The 19,508-nt window shown below is 52.8% G+C and carries 15 protein-coding genes and 1 rRNA gene; 13 read left to right on the top strand and 3 right to left on the bottom strand.

Annotated features, from left to right (window positions below; translation table 11 throughout):
- Nucleotides 1-14 precede the first annotated feature (14 nt).
- Nucleotides 15-1,010 carry a 2-keto-3-deoxygluconate transporter gene (kdgT, locus tag M8014_RS04490; protein WP_271281362.1) on the bottom strand — a complete coding sequence of 332 codons (996 nt, stop codon included), beginning with the start codon at nt 1,008-1,010 and terminating at the stop codon, nt 15-17.
- A 655-nt stretch (nt 1,011-1,665) separates the two neighbouring features.
- Between kdgT and proP the strand changes: the two genes are divergently transcribed.
- The 11 genes from proP (at nt 1,666) to M8014_RS04545 (ending at nt 15,160) form a co-directional block, all read left to right on the top strand.
- Nucleotides 1,666-3,168, top strand: a complete 1,503-nt coding sequence (proP, locus tag M8014_RS04495; RefSeq protein WP_271281345.1) for a glycine betaine/L-proline transporter ProP — start codon at nt 1,666-1,668, stop codon at nt 3,166-3,168.
- Between the two features lie 300 nt (nt 3,169-3,468).
- Nucleotides 3,469-4,884: an undecaprenyl-phosphate glucose phosphotransferase gene (locus M8014_RS04500; RefSeq protein WP_271281346.1), complete on the top strand. Its 1,416-nt coding sequence runs from the start codon at nt 3,469-3,471 to the stop codon at nt 4,882-4,884.
- Entirely contained in the window at nt 4,874-6,160 is a 1,287-nt protein-coding gene (locus M8014_RS04505) for an outer membrane beta-barrel protein (RefSeq protein ID WP_271281347.1), read from the top strand. Before M8014_RS04500 ends, M8014_RS04505 begins: the two co-directional genes overlap by 11 nt.
- Nucleotide 6,161: 1 nt before the next feature.
- On the top strand, nt 6,162-6,719 hold the full coding sequence (locus tag M8014_RS04510; protein WP_271281348.1) for a polysaccharide biosynthesis/export family protein: 558 nt from the start codon (nt 6,162-6,164) through the stop codon (nt 6,717-6,719).
- A complete protein-coding gene (locus M8014_RS04515) occupies nt 6,719-8,848 on the top strand; it encodes a GumC family protein (protein WP_271281349.1) in 2,130 nt (709 codons plus the stop codon). Before M8014_RS04510 ends, M8014_RS04515 begins: the two co-directional genes overlap by 1 nt.
- The gene (locus tag M8014_RS04520) at nt 8,845-10,056 is read left to right on the top strand and encodes a lipopolysaccharide biosynthesis protein (protein ID WP_271281350.1); all 1,212 of its coding nucleotides are present in this window, start codon (nt 8,845-8,847) and stop codon (nt 10,054-10,056) included. The genes M8014_RS04515 and M8014_RS04520 overlap by 4 nt, the downstream gene beginning before the upstream one ends.
- A complete protein-coding gene (locus M8014_RS04525) occupies nt 10,053-11,429 on the top strand; it encodes a capsular biosynthesis protein (protein ID WP_271281351.1) in 1,377 nt (458 codons plus the stop codon). Before M8014_RS04520 ends, M8014_RS04525 begins: the two co-directional genes overlap by 4 nt.
- Nucleotides 11,430-12,428, top strand: a complete 999-nt coding sequence (locus M8014_RS04530; RefSeq protein WP_271281352.1) for a glycosyltransferase family 2 protein — start codon at nt 11,430-11,432, stop codon at nt 12,426-12,428.
- On the top strand, nt 12,425-13,636 hold the full coding sequence (locus M8014_RS04535; protein ID WP_271281353.1) for a glycosyltransferase family 4 protein: 1,212 nt from the start codon (nt 12,425-12,427) through the stop codon (nt 13,634-13,636). The genes M8014_RS04530 and M8014_RS04535 overlap by 4 nt, the downstream gene beginning before the upstream one ends.
- A 1-nt stretch (nt 13,637) precedes the next feature.
- Nucleotides 13,638-14,750, top strand: coding sequence for a glycosyltransferase family 4 protein (locus M8014_RS04540; protein ID WP_271281354.1), 1,113 nt, complete (start codon nt 13,638-13,640; stop codon nt 14,748-14,750).
- Between the two features lie 2 nt (nt 14,751-14,752).
- The gene (locus M8014_RS04545) at nt 14,753-15,160 is read left to right on the top strand and encodes a hypothetical protein (RefSeq protein ID WP_271281355.1); all 408 of its coding nucleotides are present in this window, start codon (nt 14,753-14,755) and stop codon (nt 15,158-15,160) included.
- Between the two features lie 25 nt (nt 15,161-15,185).
- Here M8014_RS04545 and galE read toward each other — a convergent pair whose 3' ends face one another.
- Both galE and M8014_RS04555 read right to left on the bottom strand, forming a co-directional pair.
- A complete protein-coding gene (gene galE / locus M8014_RS04550; protein WP_271281356.1) occupies nt 15,186-16,202 on the bottom strand; it encodes a UDP-glucose 4-epimerase GalE in 1,017 nt (338 codons plus the stop codon).
- Nucleotides 16,203-16,218: 16 nt separating this feature from the next.
- Nucleotides 16,219-17,145, bottom strand: coding sequence for a glucosamine inositolphosphorylceramide transferase family protein (locus M8014_RS04555; RefSeq protein WP_271281357.1), 927 nt, complete (start codon nt 17,143-17,145; stop codon nt 16,219-16,221).
- Between the two features lie 360 nt (nt 17,146-17,505).
- Between M8014_RS04555 and M8014_RS04560 the strand changes: the two genes are divergently transcribed.
- Together M8014_RS04560 and M8014_RS04565 are read left to right on the top strand one after the other, a co-directional pair.
- Nucleotides 17,506-18,930 (top strand): DUF4832 domain-containing protein, encoded by a 1,425-nt coding sequence (locus M8014_RS04560; protein ID WP_271281358.1) that lies wholly within the window; start codon nt 17,506-17,508, stop codon nt 18,928-18,930.
- Between the two features lie 510 nt (nt 18,931-19,440).
- A 16S ribosomal RNA gene (locus tag M8014_RS04565) occupies nt 19,441-19,508 on the top strand; the annotation flags it as partial.

Here is a 19,508-nt window from a genome sequence, read left to right on the forward strand (position 1 = left end):
AGAGGGTGAAAAACTTAGTGGTGCAGAGACTCAGCCGGTGCAGGCTCGGCATCTTTAACCGGAATGTTGCCATAACGTTTGGCATACAGCGCGGTGATGATAGGCACCAGAATCGCCGTGACGATGACGCTTGCAGCAACCAGTGCAGTAGCGGAAGCCGCAACCGGTTCGAACGCCGGGTTAATCTGAGCGATAATCATCGGGTTCGCCACCGCAGCACCTGCGGCTGACGACGCGGCGACCCCCGCAGTACCGTTACCCCCACCAATGACGCGGTCGGCAAAAATCAGCGGAATACCGGTGATCACGATAACCGCTACACCCAGCGCAATACCCAGCAGGCCGGTCTGCATGATGACGTTCAGGTTAATGGTGTTACCCAGCGCGAAGCCGAAGAACGGGATCAGCACCGGTGTTGCTTTGCTGAAGAATTCGCGGAAATCGTGGTCCAGGTTGCCGAGGGCGAAACCGATCAGGAATGGCAGGACTGCGCCAATAAAGTGGTGTGGTTCAAACGATGCCAGACCCGCGGAACCGAGAATCAGCATGGTGACCAGCGGGCCGGATTCCAGCGACATCAGAACGAATGCACCGGACTCTTCTTTGGTGCCGTACTGGTTCATCAGGCTGGCGTACAGACCGCCGTTGGTCATGTCCATGGCTGAAACAATCGCCAGCACTGACAGGCCTGCGAAGAAGCCGGTCTGAATGCCATTTTCCGGAATAAACATCGCGCAGAGCATGGCGACAATCCAGGCAACGGCAATTTTGGTAATGACCAGGGTGCCGGATTTACGTAAAACGGTGCCCGTTGCGCGTAAATTAATGGAGGCGCCGATACAGAAGAACCAGACCGCCAGAATAGGAACCGTACCGGTAATCATCCCTTTGGTGAAACCACCAAAATAGGCCCCAGTATCAGGTGCTAACGTATTTAAGATTGCTCCCAGTACCAGCGGGACCAGCATCATCCCACCCGGAATGCGTTCAATCGCGGCTTTAATCTTCATCATCTACCCTCAGAACTCACCTCGCCAAACCCGGCGGGGGAGCTATAAAATAATCAAAATAAATTCAACGAGTTGCGACTAATGCTTGTCAGGATACCCGTGATTTTTGCTGTAAACATAATGCGTTTGGTATTGCTTACCTTCGCTTGAAGGCAGCCATACCGTCTGAACCGCAGTTATGATGCGATCGTTGGAATAATGATTCAATGAAAATAAAACAGTGTTTTAGTTATGTGGATCACATATTTTGCGGAAACCTACGATCCTCAACTTGATTATTAAAAAGTCTGTAAATTTGATGTGAAAAAATATGATGATCTTTTGATTTCACGGCAAATAATAACGCATGAAATATTATTTGTCGGACCATGATTAAGGCTCGTCTGATTACGAAATCGTCAGAATCAAGACAATTGAGGAGTAACCCTGCAAAATATGTGTGAAGTTGATCACAAATATAAACGCTGGTAGGGTAAAGAGACCCCTAACTCTCCAGACAGGCGTCAACAGGTTCGGTTGTACTGTCAAGACAGGTCAGTGTAAGTAAACCTGCTACGCTTGATTAAGGAGAATGCGCATGAGGCGCTTCCCGGGTTCCACAGGCCGCATTTTTTCGTGCCGTGGTGAGATCGGGGCTTAGTCTACGAGGATAGCAATGCTTAAAAGGAAAAAAGTTAAACCCATAACCCTGCGCGACGTCACAATTATTGACGACGGTAAATTGCGCAAAGCGATCACCGCCGCCTCCCTCGGTAATGCGATGGAGTGGTTCGATTTTGGTGTGTACGGCTTCGTGGCCTATGCGCTAGGTAAAGTCTTCTTCCCCGGTGCCGATCCCAGCCTGCAGATGATTGCCGCGCTAGGGACCTTCTCTGTTCCTTTCCTTATTCGTCCGCTGGGCGGTCTGTTCTTCGGCAGACTGGGGGATAAATACGGCCGTCAGAAAATCCTCTCCATCACCATAATCATTATGTCGATCAGTACCTTCTGTATCGGCATGATCCCGTCGTATGCCAGTATTGGCATCTGGGCGCCGATCCTGCTGCTGCTGTGTAAGATGGCGCAGGGCTTCTCGGTAGGCGGTGAGTATACCGGCGCATCGATTTTCGTTGCCGAGTATTCCCCGGACCGTAAGCGCGGCTTTATGGGCAGCTGGCTCGACTTTGGCTCGATTGCCGGGTTTGTGCTGGGCGCGGGCGTGGTGGTGTTGATTTCCACCGTGGTGGGCGAAGATAACTTCCTTGAATGGGGCTGGCGTATTCCGTTCTTCCTGGCGCTGCCGCTGGGTATTATCGGCCTCTATCTGCGTCACGCGCTCGAAGAGACCCCGGCGTTCCAGCAGCACGTGGATAAGCTGGAGCAGGGCGATCGCGAAGGCCTGCAGGAAGGTCCGAAGGTTTCGTTTAAAGAGATTGCCACCAAACACTGGCGCAGCCTGTTGACCTGTATCGGTCTGGTGATCTCCACCAACGTGACCTACTACATGCTGCTGACCTATATGCCGAGCTATCTGTCGCATAACCTGCACTACTCAGAAGATCACGGTGTGCTGATTATTATCGCCATCATGGTGGGGATGCTGTTTGTGCAGCCGATTATGGGCCTGCTGAGTGACCGCTTCGGCCGTCGTCCGTTTGTTATTTTCGGTAGCGTGGCGCTGTTCTTGCTGGCTATCCCGGCCTTTATCCTGATTAACAGCAACATGCTCAGCCTGATTTTCGCCGGTCTGTTGATGCTGGCGGTGATCCTGAACTGCTTTATCGGGGTGATGGCCTCGACGCTGCCGGCGATGTTCCCGACGCATATTCGCTATAGTGCGCTGGCGGCAGCGTTTAATATCTCGGTTCTGATTGCCGGCCTGACCCCGACTCTGGCGGCCTCGCTGGTGGAAAGCACCCAGAACCTGATGATGCCGGCTTACTACCTGATGGTGGTTGCAGCTATCGGTCTGGTGACCGGCCTGACGATGAAAGAGACCGCCAATCTGCCGCTGAAAGGGGCGACCCCGGCCGCGTCGGACCTGCAGGAAGCAAAAGAGATCCTGCGCGAGCATCACGACAATATTGAGCAGAAGATAGAAGATATCGATGCAGAAATTACCGCGTTGCAGGCCAAGCGCACGCGACTTGTCGATCAGCACCCCCGAATTAACGAGTAACCTTCAAGCCTGACTCCGGTCAGGCTTTTTTTTGTTTTGTCGATGCCCCCCTGCAACGCCCTCAGCCGCGAAAGTTTATTGGCGCTTTTATAAGAACGTGCATACGCTATATGTAAGTTAATGCCCTTTTTTCAGCGACCGCTGCGTCGGGACCCATACTTGTAAATATTCACGGGGCGTTATTATTCATTTTGATAATTTTTATGTGCGACTCCGCTCAATCATCGAGACATTATGGTGTTTTCTTGATGGCACAGGGTAAGTAAGGCTGAACTAAAAAAATAATAAGTGAGTCTGTTTATGCTGAGAAATTCGCAAAAGATTACTCATGGACGATATCCACTCATTATTAAATTAATTGATTTTTTCGCAATTAATTTCATTCTGATCGCCAGCGCGTGGTTCTTGAAAATAGAGCCCTTCGATACTGTTATTCTGGTAAGCTTATTGTACTCGACGGCTTTTTTACTGTTTGGTGAGTACACCCAGTGCTATCAGTACCGCCCGAAGAACAACAAAATACGTAGCCAGCGGCGTCTGTTCTTAACCGCGTTCTTAGCCATTCTGTTTATCGGTTTTGTGCGTATTCTGGTCTCCGAACTGCATTCCCGTGGTTACCTGAGCGCAATGGATGTCCGTGATATTCCTGCGTCACCGTTCTGGTATGCCGCGCCCGTTGTTTTTTTGTATGCCGTGCGTCTGGTCATCTTCAAGCTCTCTGCGAAAAAAAGGATCCGGGTGGCCATTATTGGCATTACCGACAATGGCCTGGCGGCGGAAATGGCGCTGCGCAAAGAGTATTCCGACATTCAGCTGGAACTGGCCTTCTATGACGAACGGGAACCTTCGCGGCTGGGGGAGCTGGCGAAAAAAATCACCAGCCCCTATGAGGGGTCGGTGCTGAATCTGGTTGAAGCCGCGCAGGCGAGCAAGGTTGACGAGATTTATATCGCCCTGCCAATGGTGGCGCTGGAGCGCATCCGTCATTTTCTGGCGATGATGTCGGATACCACGGTCAATACCTATATCGTGCCGGACTTTTACGCCTACAGCACCAATATGTCGCAGTTACGCTCGATCCATAATTTGCAAACCATTGGCATCTTCGCTTCTCCGCTGGATGGGGGAGGCTCGTTTATTAAACGCGCGGAAGATCTGGTTCTGGGCAGCGTAATTATGCTAATGATTGTGTCGTTAATGCTGGTGATTGCCATTGGAATAAAGCTCACGTCGCGTGGGCCGGTGTTCTTTAAGCAGGATCGCTATGGCCTGAGCGGGCAGAAAATAAAAGTCTGGAAGTTCCGCACCATGAAAGTGATGGAAAATACCGACACGGTGGTGCAGGCGACGCGGGATGACCCTCGGGTGACGCGCTTTGGCGCATTCTTACGTCGGACCTCACTGGATGAACTTCCGCAGTTCATCAACGTGTTGCAGGGGAATATGTCAATTGTCGGTCCGCGGCCGCACGCTGTGGCGCACAATGAACTTTACCGTAAGCAAGTCGAAAACTACATGATTCGCCATAAAGTGAAGCCCGGTATCACCGGGTTAGCACAAATTAAAGGTTATCGTGGGGAAATTGACGCGCTCTATAAAATGGAAAAACGGGTTCAGTACGACATTGAATATATTCAAAATTGGTCCTTGTGGTTAGATATAAAAATTATCATTAAAACCATTTTTAAGGGATTTGTCGGCAAGAATGCATATTAAAATAATGGTTATCGCCGGAATCATGGTGTCTCCGGTTGCCTGGGCAGAATTAACACCTAAATCACACATTGGCTTTGCGGGGATCGACTTCCAGAGCAACGTTGCCGCGGACTACGGTCAGAACGATAACGTCACTTATCAACCCCATGACAGCGATGCGAAAAGCTCCGCGTTTATGGGCCTGCGGCCGGTGATCACCCTGACCGGCGAGCGCTATCAGGATCAGTATCTGCTGATGTACTCCGGCGACTATCGGCAGTATTCCAGTGATTCTGCGGATAACTACGACGATCACTTCTTCCGCTTCAATGGGGCATGGCGCTATGGCCTGATGCACGGTCTGAGCCTGAACCTGCAGGATTCCCTTGGGCACGAGCAGCGGGGCCGCGGCGTGACGGAGGGTTTTCTGCCGGACCAGTTCCGCCAGTACGGCATTCGTTCCCCGCTGACCACTAATTTCTTCGACAGCGAACTTCGTTACAGCTACGGTGCGCCAAAAGGGCGGGGCAAGGGCGAAATCGCGCTGGGTCATAAAAAGCTGACCTACGGCAATACCCAGGATGCGCAAAATGCGAGTGCCGATTTTTATCAGTACATTCGTGAAGAAGAGTGGGATGAAAATAGCCTGGTCGCAGAAATTTTCGATCAGTACACATCTCAGACGCGTTTTCGCTATAGTTTTATTACCAACCAGCGTCGTTACGATAATGACCCGGAAAAAGACAGTAATGAATACTATTTGCGTTATGGCGTAAAGACGCAGCTGACCGGGAAAACAAACGTCGATGCGAACCTGTCGTGGCTGTATAAAACGTTTGAGAATAACCCAGGTTCGAAGGACTTTAATGGACTGAACTGGGACATTCAGGGCGAATGGAAGCCGCTTAAACAGTCGACATTTACCTTACGCACCTCGCAAAGTATTTCTGATCCTTCGGAGGCGGGTGGATATATTTTAGTGACCCAGTATGGTCTTTCATACAAACATTTATGGATGAACGACCGGCTTTCGACTTTGGTTGATTACACCTATACGACAGAAGACTATAAAGACCAGAACAAGGATCGTCATGATAAGAACGGGTTATTCACCGTTGCGGTGAGTTACGATCTGACGCCATCTATCAATTTTGGCGTTGAATATCATCTAGATACGCTTAAGTCTAATAAAGAGACAGATTCATTCACCATCGGACCCAATGACGATCAGGTCGTGCTGAGAACGTTGGGCTATGACGCATCTTTAATTATGCTTACAGCTAAGGTACAGATTTAAAATGAAAATAATGAACCTGTGCGTCCTTGTGCTACTCAGCGCCCTGTTGGCGGGCTGTTCGACGTCTCCTCCGCCATTAATGGATGATACGACGGTGAATGCCGACGAGTATTTACTCGGTGCCGGTGATACCGTCAATATTAATGTGGCTAATCAGCCTGACTTAACCATGCGCGTTGTCCTCGATAATAGTGGGACGATTAATTATCCCTATATCGGCAAGCTGGTATTAAAGGGTAAAACCGCAAGCCAGGTTGATGCGGAGATTACCCAGCGTCTACTCAAAGGTTATCTGGAACGGCCAATGGTGACCGTCAATATTGCTGAGTTCCGCAAATTCTATATCTCAGGCGAAATCGAGAATCCGAACGGTTATGCCTATGAACCCGGTATGACCGTCGAAAAAGCCATTGCCCTCGGCGGAGGTTTTACCGATCGCGCAGACCGCAAAGATTTAAGCCTCCGCAAGGCCAGCACGGGCGAGTTACTCAACAATGTTGATGTCACTCACTCTGTTCACCCCGGTGATATCCTTATTATTGGTATGGGGTTCTTCTGATGACGAAACTCTCAATGGTGGAAAATGGCAAAACACGGGAAAGCGCTATCGCTGTCTCTAAATTTGCCAGCGAAATTAGACAGAACCTATGGAAAATTGTCCTGGTCGGCATTATTGCCGGGGCGATAGCGTGGGTTTTAATGAGTTTTATATCATCGAAGTATATTTCGACGGCAACGGTGTTGATCAAAGCTCAGCCCGATAACGTGACGCCATTCCAGCAGGTTGAGGGCTATGACTCTACCCGAAACGGTTATTACGAAACGCAAAACGCGCTGATGCAGTCGCGCGTGGTGCTGGAGCAGGCCGTTCGCTCCCTGAAACTCGATCAAAATCCGGCGTTCATCGGTACCAAAACCGACAGCGCCTCGGCCAATGACAGCGAGCAGCAGCGAATCGATCGGGCGCTGAAAACGATGCAGAAAGACCTCACCATCAGCAGCGTGCGCACTACCCACCTGGCGACGGTGTCGTATGAATCCACCTCGCCTCAGCTGTCGGCAGATGTCGCCAACGGCGTGGCGCAGGCATTTATCAATTACACCCTTGCCCTCAAGCAGCAGAAAACCGGCAAGGCCCGGGATGATAACCAGCAGAAGCTGCAGGAACTCCAGCAGCAAATTGTTAAGCAAAAGGCCGCGCTGGATGCCTACCTGGCAAAAGAGGGGCTGTTGACCTTCCGCGGCGTCGACGGGTTTGAAACCGAACAGATGGGGATTGTCACCAACCGTTTGGCGGATGCGACCCAGCGTCGCGTGGCGGCCGAGTCGCTGTATAACGAAGTCCGCGCAGGGCGTTCATCGGGAAGCGTGATTTCGCTGCCGTCGGTGTCGAACCATGCCCAGATCCAGGATTTACGCATCGCGCTGATTCAGGCCAACAGTGCGCTGTATGAGCTGCGCAAATCCTACGGGCCGCAGCATGAAAAAATCCTCCAGGCGCAGGAGCGTATCCGGGCCATTCAGGATCAAACCGGGATGGCGTTAAGAGAGCAGCAGATTGGTTTGCGCCAGAGCTACGAGGCCGCGCTGGCGGACGAGAAAAATTATCAGCAGCAGCTGGAACAGCAGAAAGCGAACTTCCAGAAGATGTCGATGAAGCGCGACGGTTACAACGACCTGAAGCTGACGCTGGATAAGACCGAAGAGATGTATAAAGTGGTCTATCAGCGTACCCAGGAGCTGACATTGCCGGGCTCGTATACCGATGCCGATGCGGTGATCTACGATCCCGCCGTCCCGGCCGAACGGCCAGCAAAACCGAATAAGCCGCTGCTGTTGCTGATGGTTGTTCTGCTGGTGATGGTCTTCTACATGCTGTACCTGATTGTTAAAGCGGCGATGGATCGCTCGGTGAACACCCTCAGCCAGATGCAAAAACGCCTTGGCCTGGCGCCACTGGGGGAGATCCGCCGCTTTACGGGGGCAGACGGGCGCAGCAACATTCGCAACCTGATTACCAACGATCCACTTAACGCCGACATCATTCACAGCATCCGTACCCACATCATCCTGCATCAGCTGCCGCTGAAGGTGATAGCGATCGCCTCGACCGAGGGCGGGGAAGGGCGTTCTCTGCTGGCGAACCTGCTGGCGAACTCCCTTAGCTTTGACCAGAAGACGCTGATTATCGATATGGATTTCTTTAACAGCGATGGCCTGTCGGGCGAGCTGGGTTCACCGAAGGCACCGGGCGTGGCGGAAGTGTTGTGCGGCGAGAGCAGCGTTGACAATGTGCTGGTGACACTCAGCGACAGGCTCGACTTCCTGCCGCGCGGCACGAGCAGGGTCTCGTCTTTGCTGTTGCTGTCGCCGGAACGTCTCAAGCCGCTATTGGCGACCCTGCGTACCCGCTACCAGCGCATCATCATTGACGTGGCGGCGGTGAATCAGAGCCAGGATGTGCAACTGATTAGCCCGGTGACGGATGGCCTGATCTTCGTCCTGAAAGCGGGTCTCTCGTCTTCCGATGCCATTGGCGCCGCCATTGATAAGGTCACCCTCAATCGCGGGGTCGTGATTGGTGGGGTGATAAATCAGGTGGTGGATAAAAACCTGGAAACCAAAGAGGGGTTACGTTCACTCAATCACCATACCCATGAACTGATGAACAGCACAGGTCGGGCATGAGTTTACTGAAGAGCGCATCCACGATAGCCGGATCGTCAGTGATTTCTCAGCTGATCGGCGCCCTGTCGATCTGGCTGATTTCACATAAGTACGATCTGGGTGAAGTGGGGCTGTATGCGCTCAACTACAGCATTGCCTTGATTGGCGCGCAGGTCTGTACCTTTGCCTCACAGCTGCTGATCCCCCGGCAGCCGGATGATGAACTCACCCAGAACGTGGTGTTTTGTCTTCTGCAGAGCCTGCTGGTCGCCGTGCCATACGCCGTGCTGACGGCCTGGTTGTTCGATCAGAATGTGTTCTTCCTCTACCTGCTTACCCTGTCGAATACCTGGGTGCTGGTGGCGGAAAACCTCTCCCTGCGCACGGCCAACTTCCGCTTTCTGGTGGTCCAGCGTATTTCCGTTTCGGTGGTGGTGGTGCTCTCGGTGCTCCTCACCAGCCAGGTGATGGCTTTTTACTGGGCGTGGGCGGTGTCGATGATGGTGCTGACCGCGGCCTGCATTCTGTGGGCATTTGATGTTCGCAGCATTACGCTGCACCACCTGCTTCCCGCCAGTAATCTGGCGTTTCTCAGAAAACATATCCACCACCTCAGCAAAGTCGGCAGTGCCGAAGTGCTGGCGATGGCCAACAGCAACCTGCCGATCATGCTGATCAACTTCTGGTTCTCGGCCCTGACGGCGGGCTATTTTTCGGTGGTCAGTCGCTTCTGTCTGGCCCCGGTGGTGATTGTGGGCAACGCGGTGCGCAATACCATTTTCTCGAAATGGTCGATTGATTTCAGAAACAACGTATTCAATTACCAGGAGTATACGAAGGTGCGTATGCTGCTGTTAACGCTGGGGATTATCTGCACGTTGGGGGTTTTTATTTTTTACCCGATCGTGATGAATCTGGGCTTCAGCGAGGAGTGGATTAACTCGGTCCCAACGTCGCGCTATATGCTGCCGTACCTGTTCCCGGCGCTGGCGGTCTGTCCGCTGACGGTGATTGAGCTTATCTTCGGCTCGCACCGGTATTTTCTGCGCATCCAGCTCGAGCAGCTGGCGATTGTGATCATGGCTTTTGTGGTGGTGCCGTATTTTTACAATGACTACGCCACCGCCATTATTCTCTTTTCGATTCTGACGTTTGTTCGCTACGCGTTTATCTACCTGAAAGTGAATAAGCGCGCCGATATGCTGAAAAACGGGTCGGTGACATCATGAATCTCAATACCGGACATTACTTACAGACCTTCGCCCTGTTAACGCTGATGGTCTGCGGGCTGGTGCAGTATTTTACCGGCGAGCAGGCGGTGCTGTGGCTGCCCTTTTTCATGACCCTGCTGATGAGCGGCCTGCTGGTACTCCAGACCCGGGATGAACCCCTGCAGCTGGATGCCCAGGAGACCATTATTCTGGCGCTGTACATTTCATTTCTGGCGCTGGTCGGCATTTCGACCCTGTTCCAGGGCGGGGCGTTGATTGCGCTGATTGGCTTCAAAAATGAGCTTGCGCTGTCGCTGGTGATGGTCAGCCTGCTGCTGGGGTTCTGCCGCGAGTCACAGATCTATCGGGTGACGCGCGGGATGTACTGGGTGTTTTACGCTCAGTTCCCGGTGGCGCTGTACCAGCTGATTGTTGTTCTGCCGCAGCGTGTGGCGCTGCACGGTGAAGAGGAAAAGTGGGACTCCGTCGTGGGGACCTTCGGCGGCGACCCGATGGGCGGTGGGAATACCGCCGCCATGGGGCTGTTTTGTCTGCTGATCATGCTGCTGAAAGTCTCGGAATATAAACATGGCCTGACGAGCTTCAAATCCATGGCCCTGCATATCGTGCTGGGGTTTGTGATGTGTATCGTCGGCGAGGTCAAATTTGTGATCCTCCTGTCGCCGCTGCTGCTGGCGTGGGTATGGCTGATGCCGTCTTACGTCAAGGACGTGAGCAACGTCAGTCTGACCGTGCTGTTGTCCATTTTTGCCGGAATGGCGCTGCTGATCGGGCTGGCGATTGTGGTCCTCGCCTACGGCTATGCATCGGCGTTTGGCAGCGATCCGACGCTGAGCGCCTTCACCATCTTCTTGAACTCAATTGACTATATCTTCGATCCCAATTACATCATGCCCAGCGGGGAGGTCGGCCGTATTACCACGCTGCTGTTCTGGCTGAAAAACAGCGATTTGTCTGGGCTGCCGGGCACGCTGTTTGGCTACGGTCTGAATGCCACCAACAGCGGCAGCGCCTTGTCTCCCGGCTTCCTCAACCGGGTCTACAACTTGATCCTCGATTCCACCTCGTTGAGTATGCTGCTTTGGGAAGTGGGGGTCATCGGCACGCTGATGTTTATCGGCCTGTTTGTCTACATTCTGAAAGTGATCCAGCCTGAACCGCTGCTGTCGCTTGAACAGCTCGACAAAGCCGATCTTCATCTGCTGAGCTTTGCCCCGGCCTTTAACGTCTTTTCCATCGCCTGTTTATTGAGTCTGCCGTACAGCCAGATATTGATGATCATCCCTATGTTGCAATTTTTGTTCTATCTGGCGTTAGGGTCCAGTCTGGTTATTCGTCGGACCGTACGTCGCTATGCGGGGCAGTATTAGATGCAGAAACCTTTTATCTCCGTCAGTATCAAAACGTTAAACGAAGCCGAATGTATTGAGAAAACCATCGATAGCATTCGCAGCCAGTTAGCCGATTATCCGCATAAAATTATTGTGGCGGATAGCCTGTCCACGGATAACACCCAGCAGCTCGCCAGCAATAAAGGGGTGATGGTGGTGTCGTTAACGGAGCCGGAGGATCGCTCCTGCGGCGTGGGGCATCAGCTTGGCTATCTCTACAGTGAAGGCGAATACATCCTGCTAATGGACGGTGACATGGAGCTGGAGCCGGGCTTTATCGACCATGCAGTGGCGTTTTTGCAGGACAACCCGACGTATGCGGGCGTGGCCGGTACGGTGGAGATGGACGAGGCGTCAAACTATGAGTTCACCTCACGTAAGCAGCGCATCAATAAGATTTACCCGCTGGGGGATAACGACCATTTAGGCGGCGGCGGATTGTATCGCCGCTCGGCGATTGCGGATGTGGGCTACCTGACCAACCGCAGTTTGCACGCTTACGAAGAGGCAGAGTTAGGCATGCGCCTGCTGACGGCGGGCTATAAGCTGCGTCGTCTGGACGTGCCCTATTTCCGCCATACCTCGCACTCGCTGCCAACGCTGAAGATGCTGTGGTTTCGCTGGAAAAGCGGGTTTCACCAGGCGCCGGGCGAACTGCTGCGCAGCGCGTGGGGTAAGCCTTATTTTCGCCATGCGCTCAATATGGTCAAAAACGAAGTGATCTTCGCGGGCTATATCCTGTTCGTTCTGATTGCGTTTTTGACCCTGGACGTCAGCCTGATTGATATCGCGCTGCTGCCGCTGCTGGCCTTTATCCTGCTCAAGACTATTCAGAATCGTTCCTTCAAAAACGGCCTTAACAGCGTGGTTAACCTCGCCGTGCTCTCTGCCGGGCTGATCAAGGGACTGTTCCACCCGCTTCGCGATCCGAGGGTTCCCCCCAGCAATAAAGTGGTTCATGACCAGGGGGACCAATGAAAGTTTTGATGGTGAACAAGTTCTTCTTTATTAAGGGCGGCGCGGAAACGGTGTACTTTCAGGAACGTAATATGCTGAAAGCGGCCGGCGTGGAGGTGATTGATTTCTCCATGCAGCACGCGAATAACTTTCCGTCTGACTATGCTGACTACTTCGTCAGCAACGTGGATTACCACAAAGAGGGCGGGTTGCTGGCGGGGGTCAAAACCGCCGTCAATTTTATTCACAATCGTGAAGCCTGCAAAAAGATGCTGGCGCTGCTGGAAAACGCGCGCCCGGATATTGTCCATTTTCACAATATCTATCATCAGCTGACCCCGGCTCTGATTAAGGTCGCCCGTGATTTTGGCTGTAAGACCGTGCTTACCGCCCATGACTACAAGATTATGTGCCCGTCGTACTCGATGCTGCGCGACGGCAAGGTGTGCGATGCCTGCGTAACCGGCACGGTGTTTAATGCCTTTCGCTACCGCTGTCAGGAGGGTTCGGCCTCGAAGAGCCTGCTGCTGTCACTGGAAGCCACCTGGCAGTACATTGCGCAAAATTATCAGGCGCTGGACGTTATCGTCTCTCCAAGCGAATTTCTGCGCGGCCAGCTGAAGCGGACCCTGCCGGATTCCCGTATCGACGTGATTGTGAACGGCATGGACGACAGTCAGATGCCCGATACCACCGTGGATGAGGGTTATCTGCTGTATGTCGGTCGCCTGAGCCGGGAAAAAGGGGTGCCGACCCTGACCCAGGCGCATGAGAAAATGCGCAATAAGGTGCCGCTGAAAATTGTCGGTCACGGGCCGCTGCATGATGACATGGTAGCGAGATACCCCCATGCCGAGTTCCTCGGCTACGTCCAGCAGGGTCCGGCGCTGAATGCACTGATCCAGAACGCCAGAGCGGTGGTGCTGCCGTCAGAATGTTATGAGAACTGCTCCATGTCGGTGCTGGAGGCGATGGCCTTTGCCCGGCCGGTGGTCGGGGCCCGCATTGGCGGGATCCCGGAGCAGGTGCGACACGGCGTTGAAGGGCTGCTGTTTGAACCCGGCAATGTTCAGGATCTGGCTGATGCGTTGGACAGGATGGCGGAAAACCCGGCCCAGGCCCGGGAGATGGGACTGAAAGCCCGCGAGCGTCTTTGCCAGAAATATTCGCTGCGCAAGCACATGGAGTCGTTGCAGGCGCTGTATACCGAATTGCTCAGCAGGCCCTGACATGTTCAAAAAAATCACGGTGTTTGGCACGCGCGGGATCCCCGACGTACTCGGCGGAGTGGAAACCCACTGCCAGAATCTGTACCCGGCAATCCGCCAGCAGTTTGAGGTGGATATTTGCGTCATCGCCCGCTCGCCCTACGTCAGCTACCGGCGTTCGCGCTACAAAGATGTCGAAACCCTGGCCCTGTGGGCGCCGAAAAAACGCAGTCTTGAAGCCATTGTCCACTCCGTTGTCGCGGCGTTCAGGACAGTCGTCGACCGATCCGATATTGTGCATGTTCACGCCATCGGGCCGGGACTGGTGGTGCCGCTGTTACGCCTGCTGGGCAAGCGGGTGGTCTTTACCCATCATGGCCCGGACTACGAGCGCCAGAAGTGGGGCTGGGCGGCAAAACAGATCTTGATGCTGGGTGAGAAAGTGGCGGTGAAGTATGCCCATGAAGTGATCGTCATCTCTGAGGTCATTAACCAGATTATTCAGAAGAAGCATGGCCGCCGCGATGCACATCTGATTTATAACGGTGTCCCTGCGCCGCAGCCGCTGGACGACGCGTTGATCGGCAGGATCCTCGGCCGCTACGGTTTGCAGCCCGGGAACTACATTGTGATGGTCGGGCGTTTCGTGGAAGAAAAAGGGATGCATGACGCCCTTGCCGCTTATCAACAGTCGGGCCTGACGTTGCCGCTGGTGCTGGTGGGCGATGCGGATCATCCCACGGAATACAGCACGCGGCTGAAGCAGGATGCGCTACAAACCCCGAATGTGGTGCTGACGGGGTTTTTAAAGGGTGAAGCGCTACAGGTTGTCTTCTCCCAGGCGTCTCTGTTTGTGATGCCCTCTTACCACGAGGGGCTGCCGATTGCGCTGCTGGAAGCGATGTCGTTTTCGCTGCCGGTGGTGGTGAGCGACATTTTGCCGAATCTTGAGGTCGGCTTACCGGCTGAGACCCATTTCAGAGTGGGTGACGTTGCTGATTTAGCACAGAAAATGACAAGATGGCAGAATACGCCCCGGATTGATTACCATGACTATCTGCAGCGTTACGACTGGCATGAAATCGCCAGGAAAACCGTGTCTGTCTATCATCGCTTATACAAAACAACAGGTTAAAATTGTCCAGTAAGTCCAGAAACCCAATAGTGATTGACCGCTTTTATGAAGCGCTTGATGAAAACGTGATTGCAGAATTGACCCCGGAGCAAAAGCAAGAGATCGAGAACGCGATTATCTCGGTGACGCTCGCTTCACGGCACAGGGTCGATATTCGTCGCGGTTTTCCCTTCTTCGGTAAACGCTACTATATGGTGTTTTTACTGGGGCGGGATTTACGCAAGCGCATACGTCCGGAATCCAGGCTGTCGCGTGTCGTGGTGACCTTTCTGATCCTGTTCGCCACGCTGTTCTTCCTGTTTTGCATCCTGCTGACGCTGTATATGATCAAATCCGCCCTCGGGATTGACGTGTTTCAGCATTTCCACGTTGGGATCTGGGACTGGTGGCTTAACCTCAGGGATCGTTAAGGCGGTCGCCACCGGGTTTGTGGGTTCAGGGGCGATAGCCGCCCGGGTTGTTTTTCTGCCAGTTCCAGGCGTCGCGCATCATCTCATCCAGATTGCGGGTGGCCTGCCAGCCCAGCTGCTGGCGTGCCAGAGAAGAATCTGACCAGCACTCGGCCACGTCTCCGGAGCGTCTGCCGACAATCCGGTAGTTGATGGTGGTCTGTGCCGCTTTTTCGAAGGCCTTAATCAGGTCAATCACCGAATAGCCCACTCCGGTACCAAGGTTTATAGCTTTAAACGCGCCGCCTTCGGCTTTATGGTCCAGCGCGGCGAGGTGGCCGCTGGCGAGATCCATGACGTGGATGTAGTCCCGAATGCCGGTGCCGTCCGGCGTCGGGTAATCATTGCCGAACACGGTCAGGCACTCCAGCTTGCCGATGGCCACCTGCGAAATATAGGGCACCAGATTATTGGGAATGCCGTTCGGATCTTCGCCCAGCCGCCCGGAAGGGTGTGCACCCACCGGATTGAAATAGCGCAGGCAGGTAATCGTAAATTCCGGATGTGCGACAGAGAAGTCAGCCAAAATCTGTTCGACCATCAGCTTAGAGGTGCCGTAAGGGTTAGTGGTGCCGCCGGTGCGCGACTGTTCGCTCAGAGGGACTTTATCGGGATTGCCATACACCGTGGCGGAAGAGCTAAATATAAGGCTGTTCACCCCCGCCAGCGCCATTTCATTCAACAGCACCATGGTTCCGACAACATTATTTTCGTAATAGGCCAACGGTTTTTTTATCGACTCAGAAACGGATTTAAGCCCGGCAAAGTGAATAACGTCAGTGATGGCATGCCGGGCGAAAACGGTTTTCAGGGCCTCGCGGTCCAGAATGTCGGCGATGTACACTGCAGGTGCTTTACCGGCTAATTGCGCAACCCGGGTTAATGATTCTTGTGAGGCGTTAGAGAGATTATCGATGACGACGACATCTTCATCCCTTTCGAGTAATGCCAGCACCGTATGCGAACCGATATATCCTGCGCCACCCGTAACCAGAATCGCCATAATCTCTCTCCGTCATTCAGTTAAATAGACGCTTTCGATGATTAACCATGATTTTATAAGATAGCTTTTTCAACGTAGAGAGCACGCTGAAGGTCAGTCTTTTTGTATCGTAGACAATATAATTGTCGGTGAAATTCAGAGTGTGAATGCCGTCACTGTTATTTATCGAAGAACTTATTCGGCCCACCAGTTTTTCTTCGTATTTATCCGGCGTCAGGCGGGTGAGCTCTTTAATAAAGATAGATTTGCCGTACACCTCAGGGTTGCACTCCTGGGTGAAAATGTACGTTTTACCGTTAACCGTATAGGGTGCGCCCGCGCCGCGCAGGTGTTCATTACAGACATCCAGCGTGGGGGAGATGAGCCTCCAGTCGCCGAAAACGCTGTCGGCAGTGTGGATGACCATCTCATTGTCCATGCTGGTAGAAACCAGATAACTCAGGCCATTCAGCCCGAAGATGACGTTATCCGTTACCGCTAAATCGGAAACCAGCACTTTGACTTTTTCCCAGCGTGCGGGGAAATCAACGCACCGGAATAAGATAATTTCTTTTCTTTCCGACGACTCCGGGATCATAAAAAGCTGACCGTCGAGGTGGAACAGGAACGGGAAGGAGAGATGACACTTTAATTCATCAAAGCCATCCAGTTTAACATCATCAATTTCAACGAGATCTTTATTCAGAATACGACAGCGTAGTACACCTTTTGAATTTAGAAAAGAGAACGCCTCATAAAAAACGTACAGGTGATCGCCTTTGTCGATAATAAAGGGGTCGGCCTGGAAGATATATTTCTTATCCAGCTGCTGTGCTTTAGCATTGTTGAGGATTTCCAACGTGTTTTGCGGAAAAACATGTTGCCCCTTGCTATTAATAACCATGATATCCCAGGACTCATGGAAGAACAGCTTCTTGATAAGCTTATTGTTTTTATTCAACATTTTATCATTTTACTCATGAGTAAAATTAAATAAGCCGGAGATGATAAAAGCGTCTATACGTAAAGCTGGCAGCAGAATTAATCGCAACAATCACTATTTCCAGGTGTTGACATTACTTTGCAAAGAGAGTGTGTCAGCATTAAACTCAGCTGAAGAGATGCTTGCCGCTCTACACAGTATACGATCAAATTTATCATAGCGAATGAATACAACGCGGACGCGGGTATTTCTGTCCCTACAACCTTAAATCCGCTCTTTGCATAAAGAAATAATAGTTTTGGGTGAGTCCCACATTTTATCGCAGCGATTAACGGCCCGCTGGCGCAATGTCGGCAGGAATCCGGGCATAAGGGGCATTCAATGCGCTTAAACGATCTGTACTGCAAAAAAAGAAGTGTGCTGTTGCTGGCAGTGGGGGGGCTGTCATTCTCCTCGACGCCTGTTCAGGCCGAGCCTGTGCAAACCGTTAATCCCGTGGCCATCACAACCCCTTTGGTCAATCCCGGGAATGGGGTGGCCAGTTTTCATGGCGGCTTTGGTGACAGCCTCGGTCCGGCGCAATATCCGGATACCGGTATCGAGTACCGCCGCTATTACTGGAGCGAGCTTGAGCCCAAAGAAGGGCAGTTTAACTTTGCGTTGGTTGATGAGGCCTTTGCCGCGGCAGCCCGGCATCAACCGGCCATGAACGTCGGTTTACGTTTTATGATCCTCGATGGGCCGGAGTCCGGATCGAAAATTCCCCAGTGGTTGATCGATAAAGGTATAAAAGGAGACTGGACGACGGATGATAAAACATTTGCCCCGGATCTGAACGATCCTACCTTTATACGTTATGCGCAGCGCCTCCTTAATACGTTCGGGGCGCGTTACGGCAAGAACCCGGAACTGGCGACGCTCGATATTGGCATCGTCGGTGCCTGGGGGGAGTGGCATAACAGCAATTTCCCGAACCTCAAGCCGCTGCATGAGCGTTACACCACCGAGCAGCTTAACCGCTACGTCGACATGCATTTCACCGCTTTCCCCGACACGCCGAAGATCATGCTTATCAGCGGGGAAGGCTCGCTGGTATATGCCGCCAAAAAAGGGGCTGGCTGGCGGGCGGACTGCTGGGGCGACTGGCGCAATTTTGGCCCTGACTGGAACCATATGCGCGATGATTACCCGCAGCGCATCGAGGCTGCCCAGTCCAGCTGGTCGGGGTTCAATCAGGTCTGGCAAAAAGCCCCGGTCAGCTTCGAGATCTGCGGGCACATGGCGGAATGGCTCAGCGTGCAGCGCTACACCCGTGAGGAAGTGCAGGCCACCTTTGACTGGGCGCTGGCGCAACACGCCAGCACTATTAACCTTAAGTCCACCGACGTGCCGAAGGTATACCGCGATATTGTCGACAAGGCGCTGGTCAAAATGGGGTACCGCTTCCGGGTGGTGTCGCTGACCCATCCGGCGAGCGTAAGGGCCGGGCAAAGCCTCGCGCTTAACAGCAGCTGGTCAAACGATGGGGTGGCACCGATTTATCTGCGCTATACCCTGGCCTGGCGGCTGCAGGATAAGCGCGGGCAGACCGTTGCCCAGGGCAACGCCGGGGATGACATCCGTCAATGGCTGCCGGGCAGCCAACGTTCCGGGTATCAGCTGGCGACGCCGCGCAATCTGGCGGCAGGGCAATACTATCTGGACGTAGGGTTGCTGGATAAGAACGGCCTGCCGCGTATTCAGTTGGCCAATGAAGGTAAGCAGGACGACGGATGGTATCGCCTCTCATCGGTAATGATTGACTGACAGCAATACGCAAAAACAGGAACCCAGCCGAGGCTGGGTTCTTTCTTTCTATATATAGATACGTAATTTCCCGCTAAAGCGTCCGTTCATCCCCAGAACACCCCCCTTTTTCTGTGTCTGAGAGGGGTGACTTCCGCCAGCCTGTGGATAATTCTGTGTGTAAACGGGTATAAGGCGGGGTTTTGCTGTGGAATGCAGCAGTCAGTCATTTTTCTGCAATTTAACTGTTGCGGCCTGCGGAGAACTCCCTATAATGCGCCTCCATCGACACGGAACATGTGAACAACTTCACAAGGTGACCGAGACGATAAGAGGTTGAGACAGTAACTGTCCACCTCGAGTTACAAGCGAAAGCGGTAACTCACTGCTCTTTAACAATTTATCAGACAATCTGTGTGGGCACTCAAAGTGACATGGATTCTTAACGTCGCAAGACGAAAAATGAATACCAAAGTCTCTGAGTGAACATACGTAATTCATTACGAAGTTTAATTCACGAGCATCAAACTTAAATTGAAGAGTTTGATCATGGCTCAGATTGAACGCTGGCGGCAGGCCTAACACATGCAAGTCGAGCG

It is taken from the genome of Silvania hatchlandensis (genome assembly GCF_025564065.1).
Taxonomy (GTDB): Bacteria; Pseudomonadota; Gammaproteobacteria; order Enterobacterales; family Enterobacteriaceae; genus Enterobacter; species Enterobacter hatchlandensis.

Bases quoted from the DNA above. Each gene is read 5' to 3' on its own strand.
- M8014_RS04540 (WP_271281354.1), top strand. From the start codon at position 13,638: ATGTTCAAAAAAATCACGGTGTTTGGCACGCGCGGGATCCCCGACGTA.
- M8014_RS04510 (WP_271281348.1), top strand. From the start codon at position 6,162: ATGAAAATAATGAACCTGTGCGTCCTTGTGCTACTCAGCGCCCTGTTG.
- M8014_RS04525 (WP_271281351.1), top strand. From the start codon at position 10,053: ATGAATCTCAATACCGGACATTACTTACAGACCTTCGCCCTGTTAACG.
- M8014_RS04505 (WP_271281347.1), top strand. From the start codon at position 4,874: ATGCATATTAAAATAATGGTTATCGCCGGAATCATGGTGTCTCCGGTT.
- M8014_RS04520 (WP_271281350.1), top strand. From the start codon at position 8,845: ATGAGTTTACTGAAGAGCGCATCCACGATAGCCGGATCGTCAGTGATT.
- M8014_RS04515 (WP_271281349.1), top strand. From the start codon at position 6,719: ATGACGAAACTCTCAATGGTGGAAAATGGCAAAACACGGGAAAGCGCT.
- M8014_RS04530 (WP_271281352.1), top strand. From the start codon at position 11,430: ATGCAGAAACCTTTTATCTCCGTCAGTATCAAAACGTTAAACGAAGCC.
- galE (WP_271281356.1), bottom strand. From the start codon at position 16,202: ATGGCGATTCTGGTTACGGGTGGCGCAGGATATATCGGTTCGCATACG.
- M8014_RS04555 (WP_271281357.1), bottom strand. From the start codon at position 17,145: ATGTTGAATAAAAACAATAAGCTTATCAAGAAGCTGTTCTTCCATGAG.
- M8014_RS04560 (WP_271281358.1), top strand. From the start codon at position 17,506: ATGCGCTTAAACGATCTGTACTGCAAAAAAAGAAGTGTGCTGTTGCTG.
- kdgT (WP_271281362.1), bottom strand. From the start codon at position 1,010: ATGAAGATTAAAGCCGCGATTGAACGCATTCCGGGTGGGATGATGCTG.
- proP (WP_271281345.1), top strand. From the start codon at position 1,666: ATGCTTAAAAGGAAAAAAGTTAAACCCATAACCCTGCGCGACGTCACA.
- M8014_RS04500 (WP_271281346.1), top strand. From the start codon at position 3,469: ATGCTGAGAAATTCGCAAAAGATTACTCATGGACGATATCCACTCATT.
- M8014_RS04535 (WP_271281353.1), top strand. From the start codon at position 12,425: ATGAAAGTTTTGATGGTGAACAAGTTCTTCTTTATTAAGGGCGGCGCG.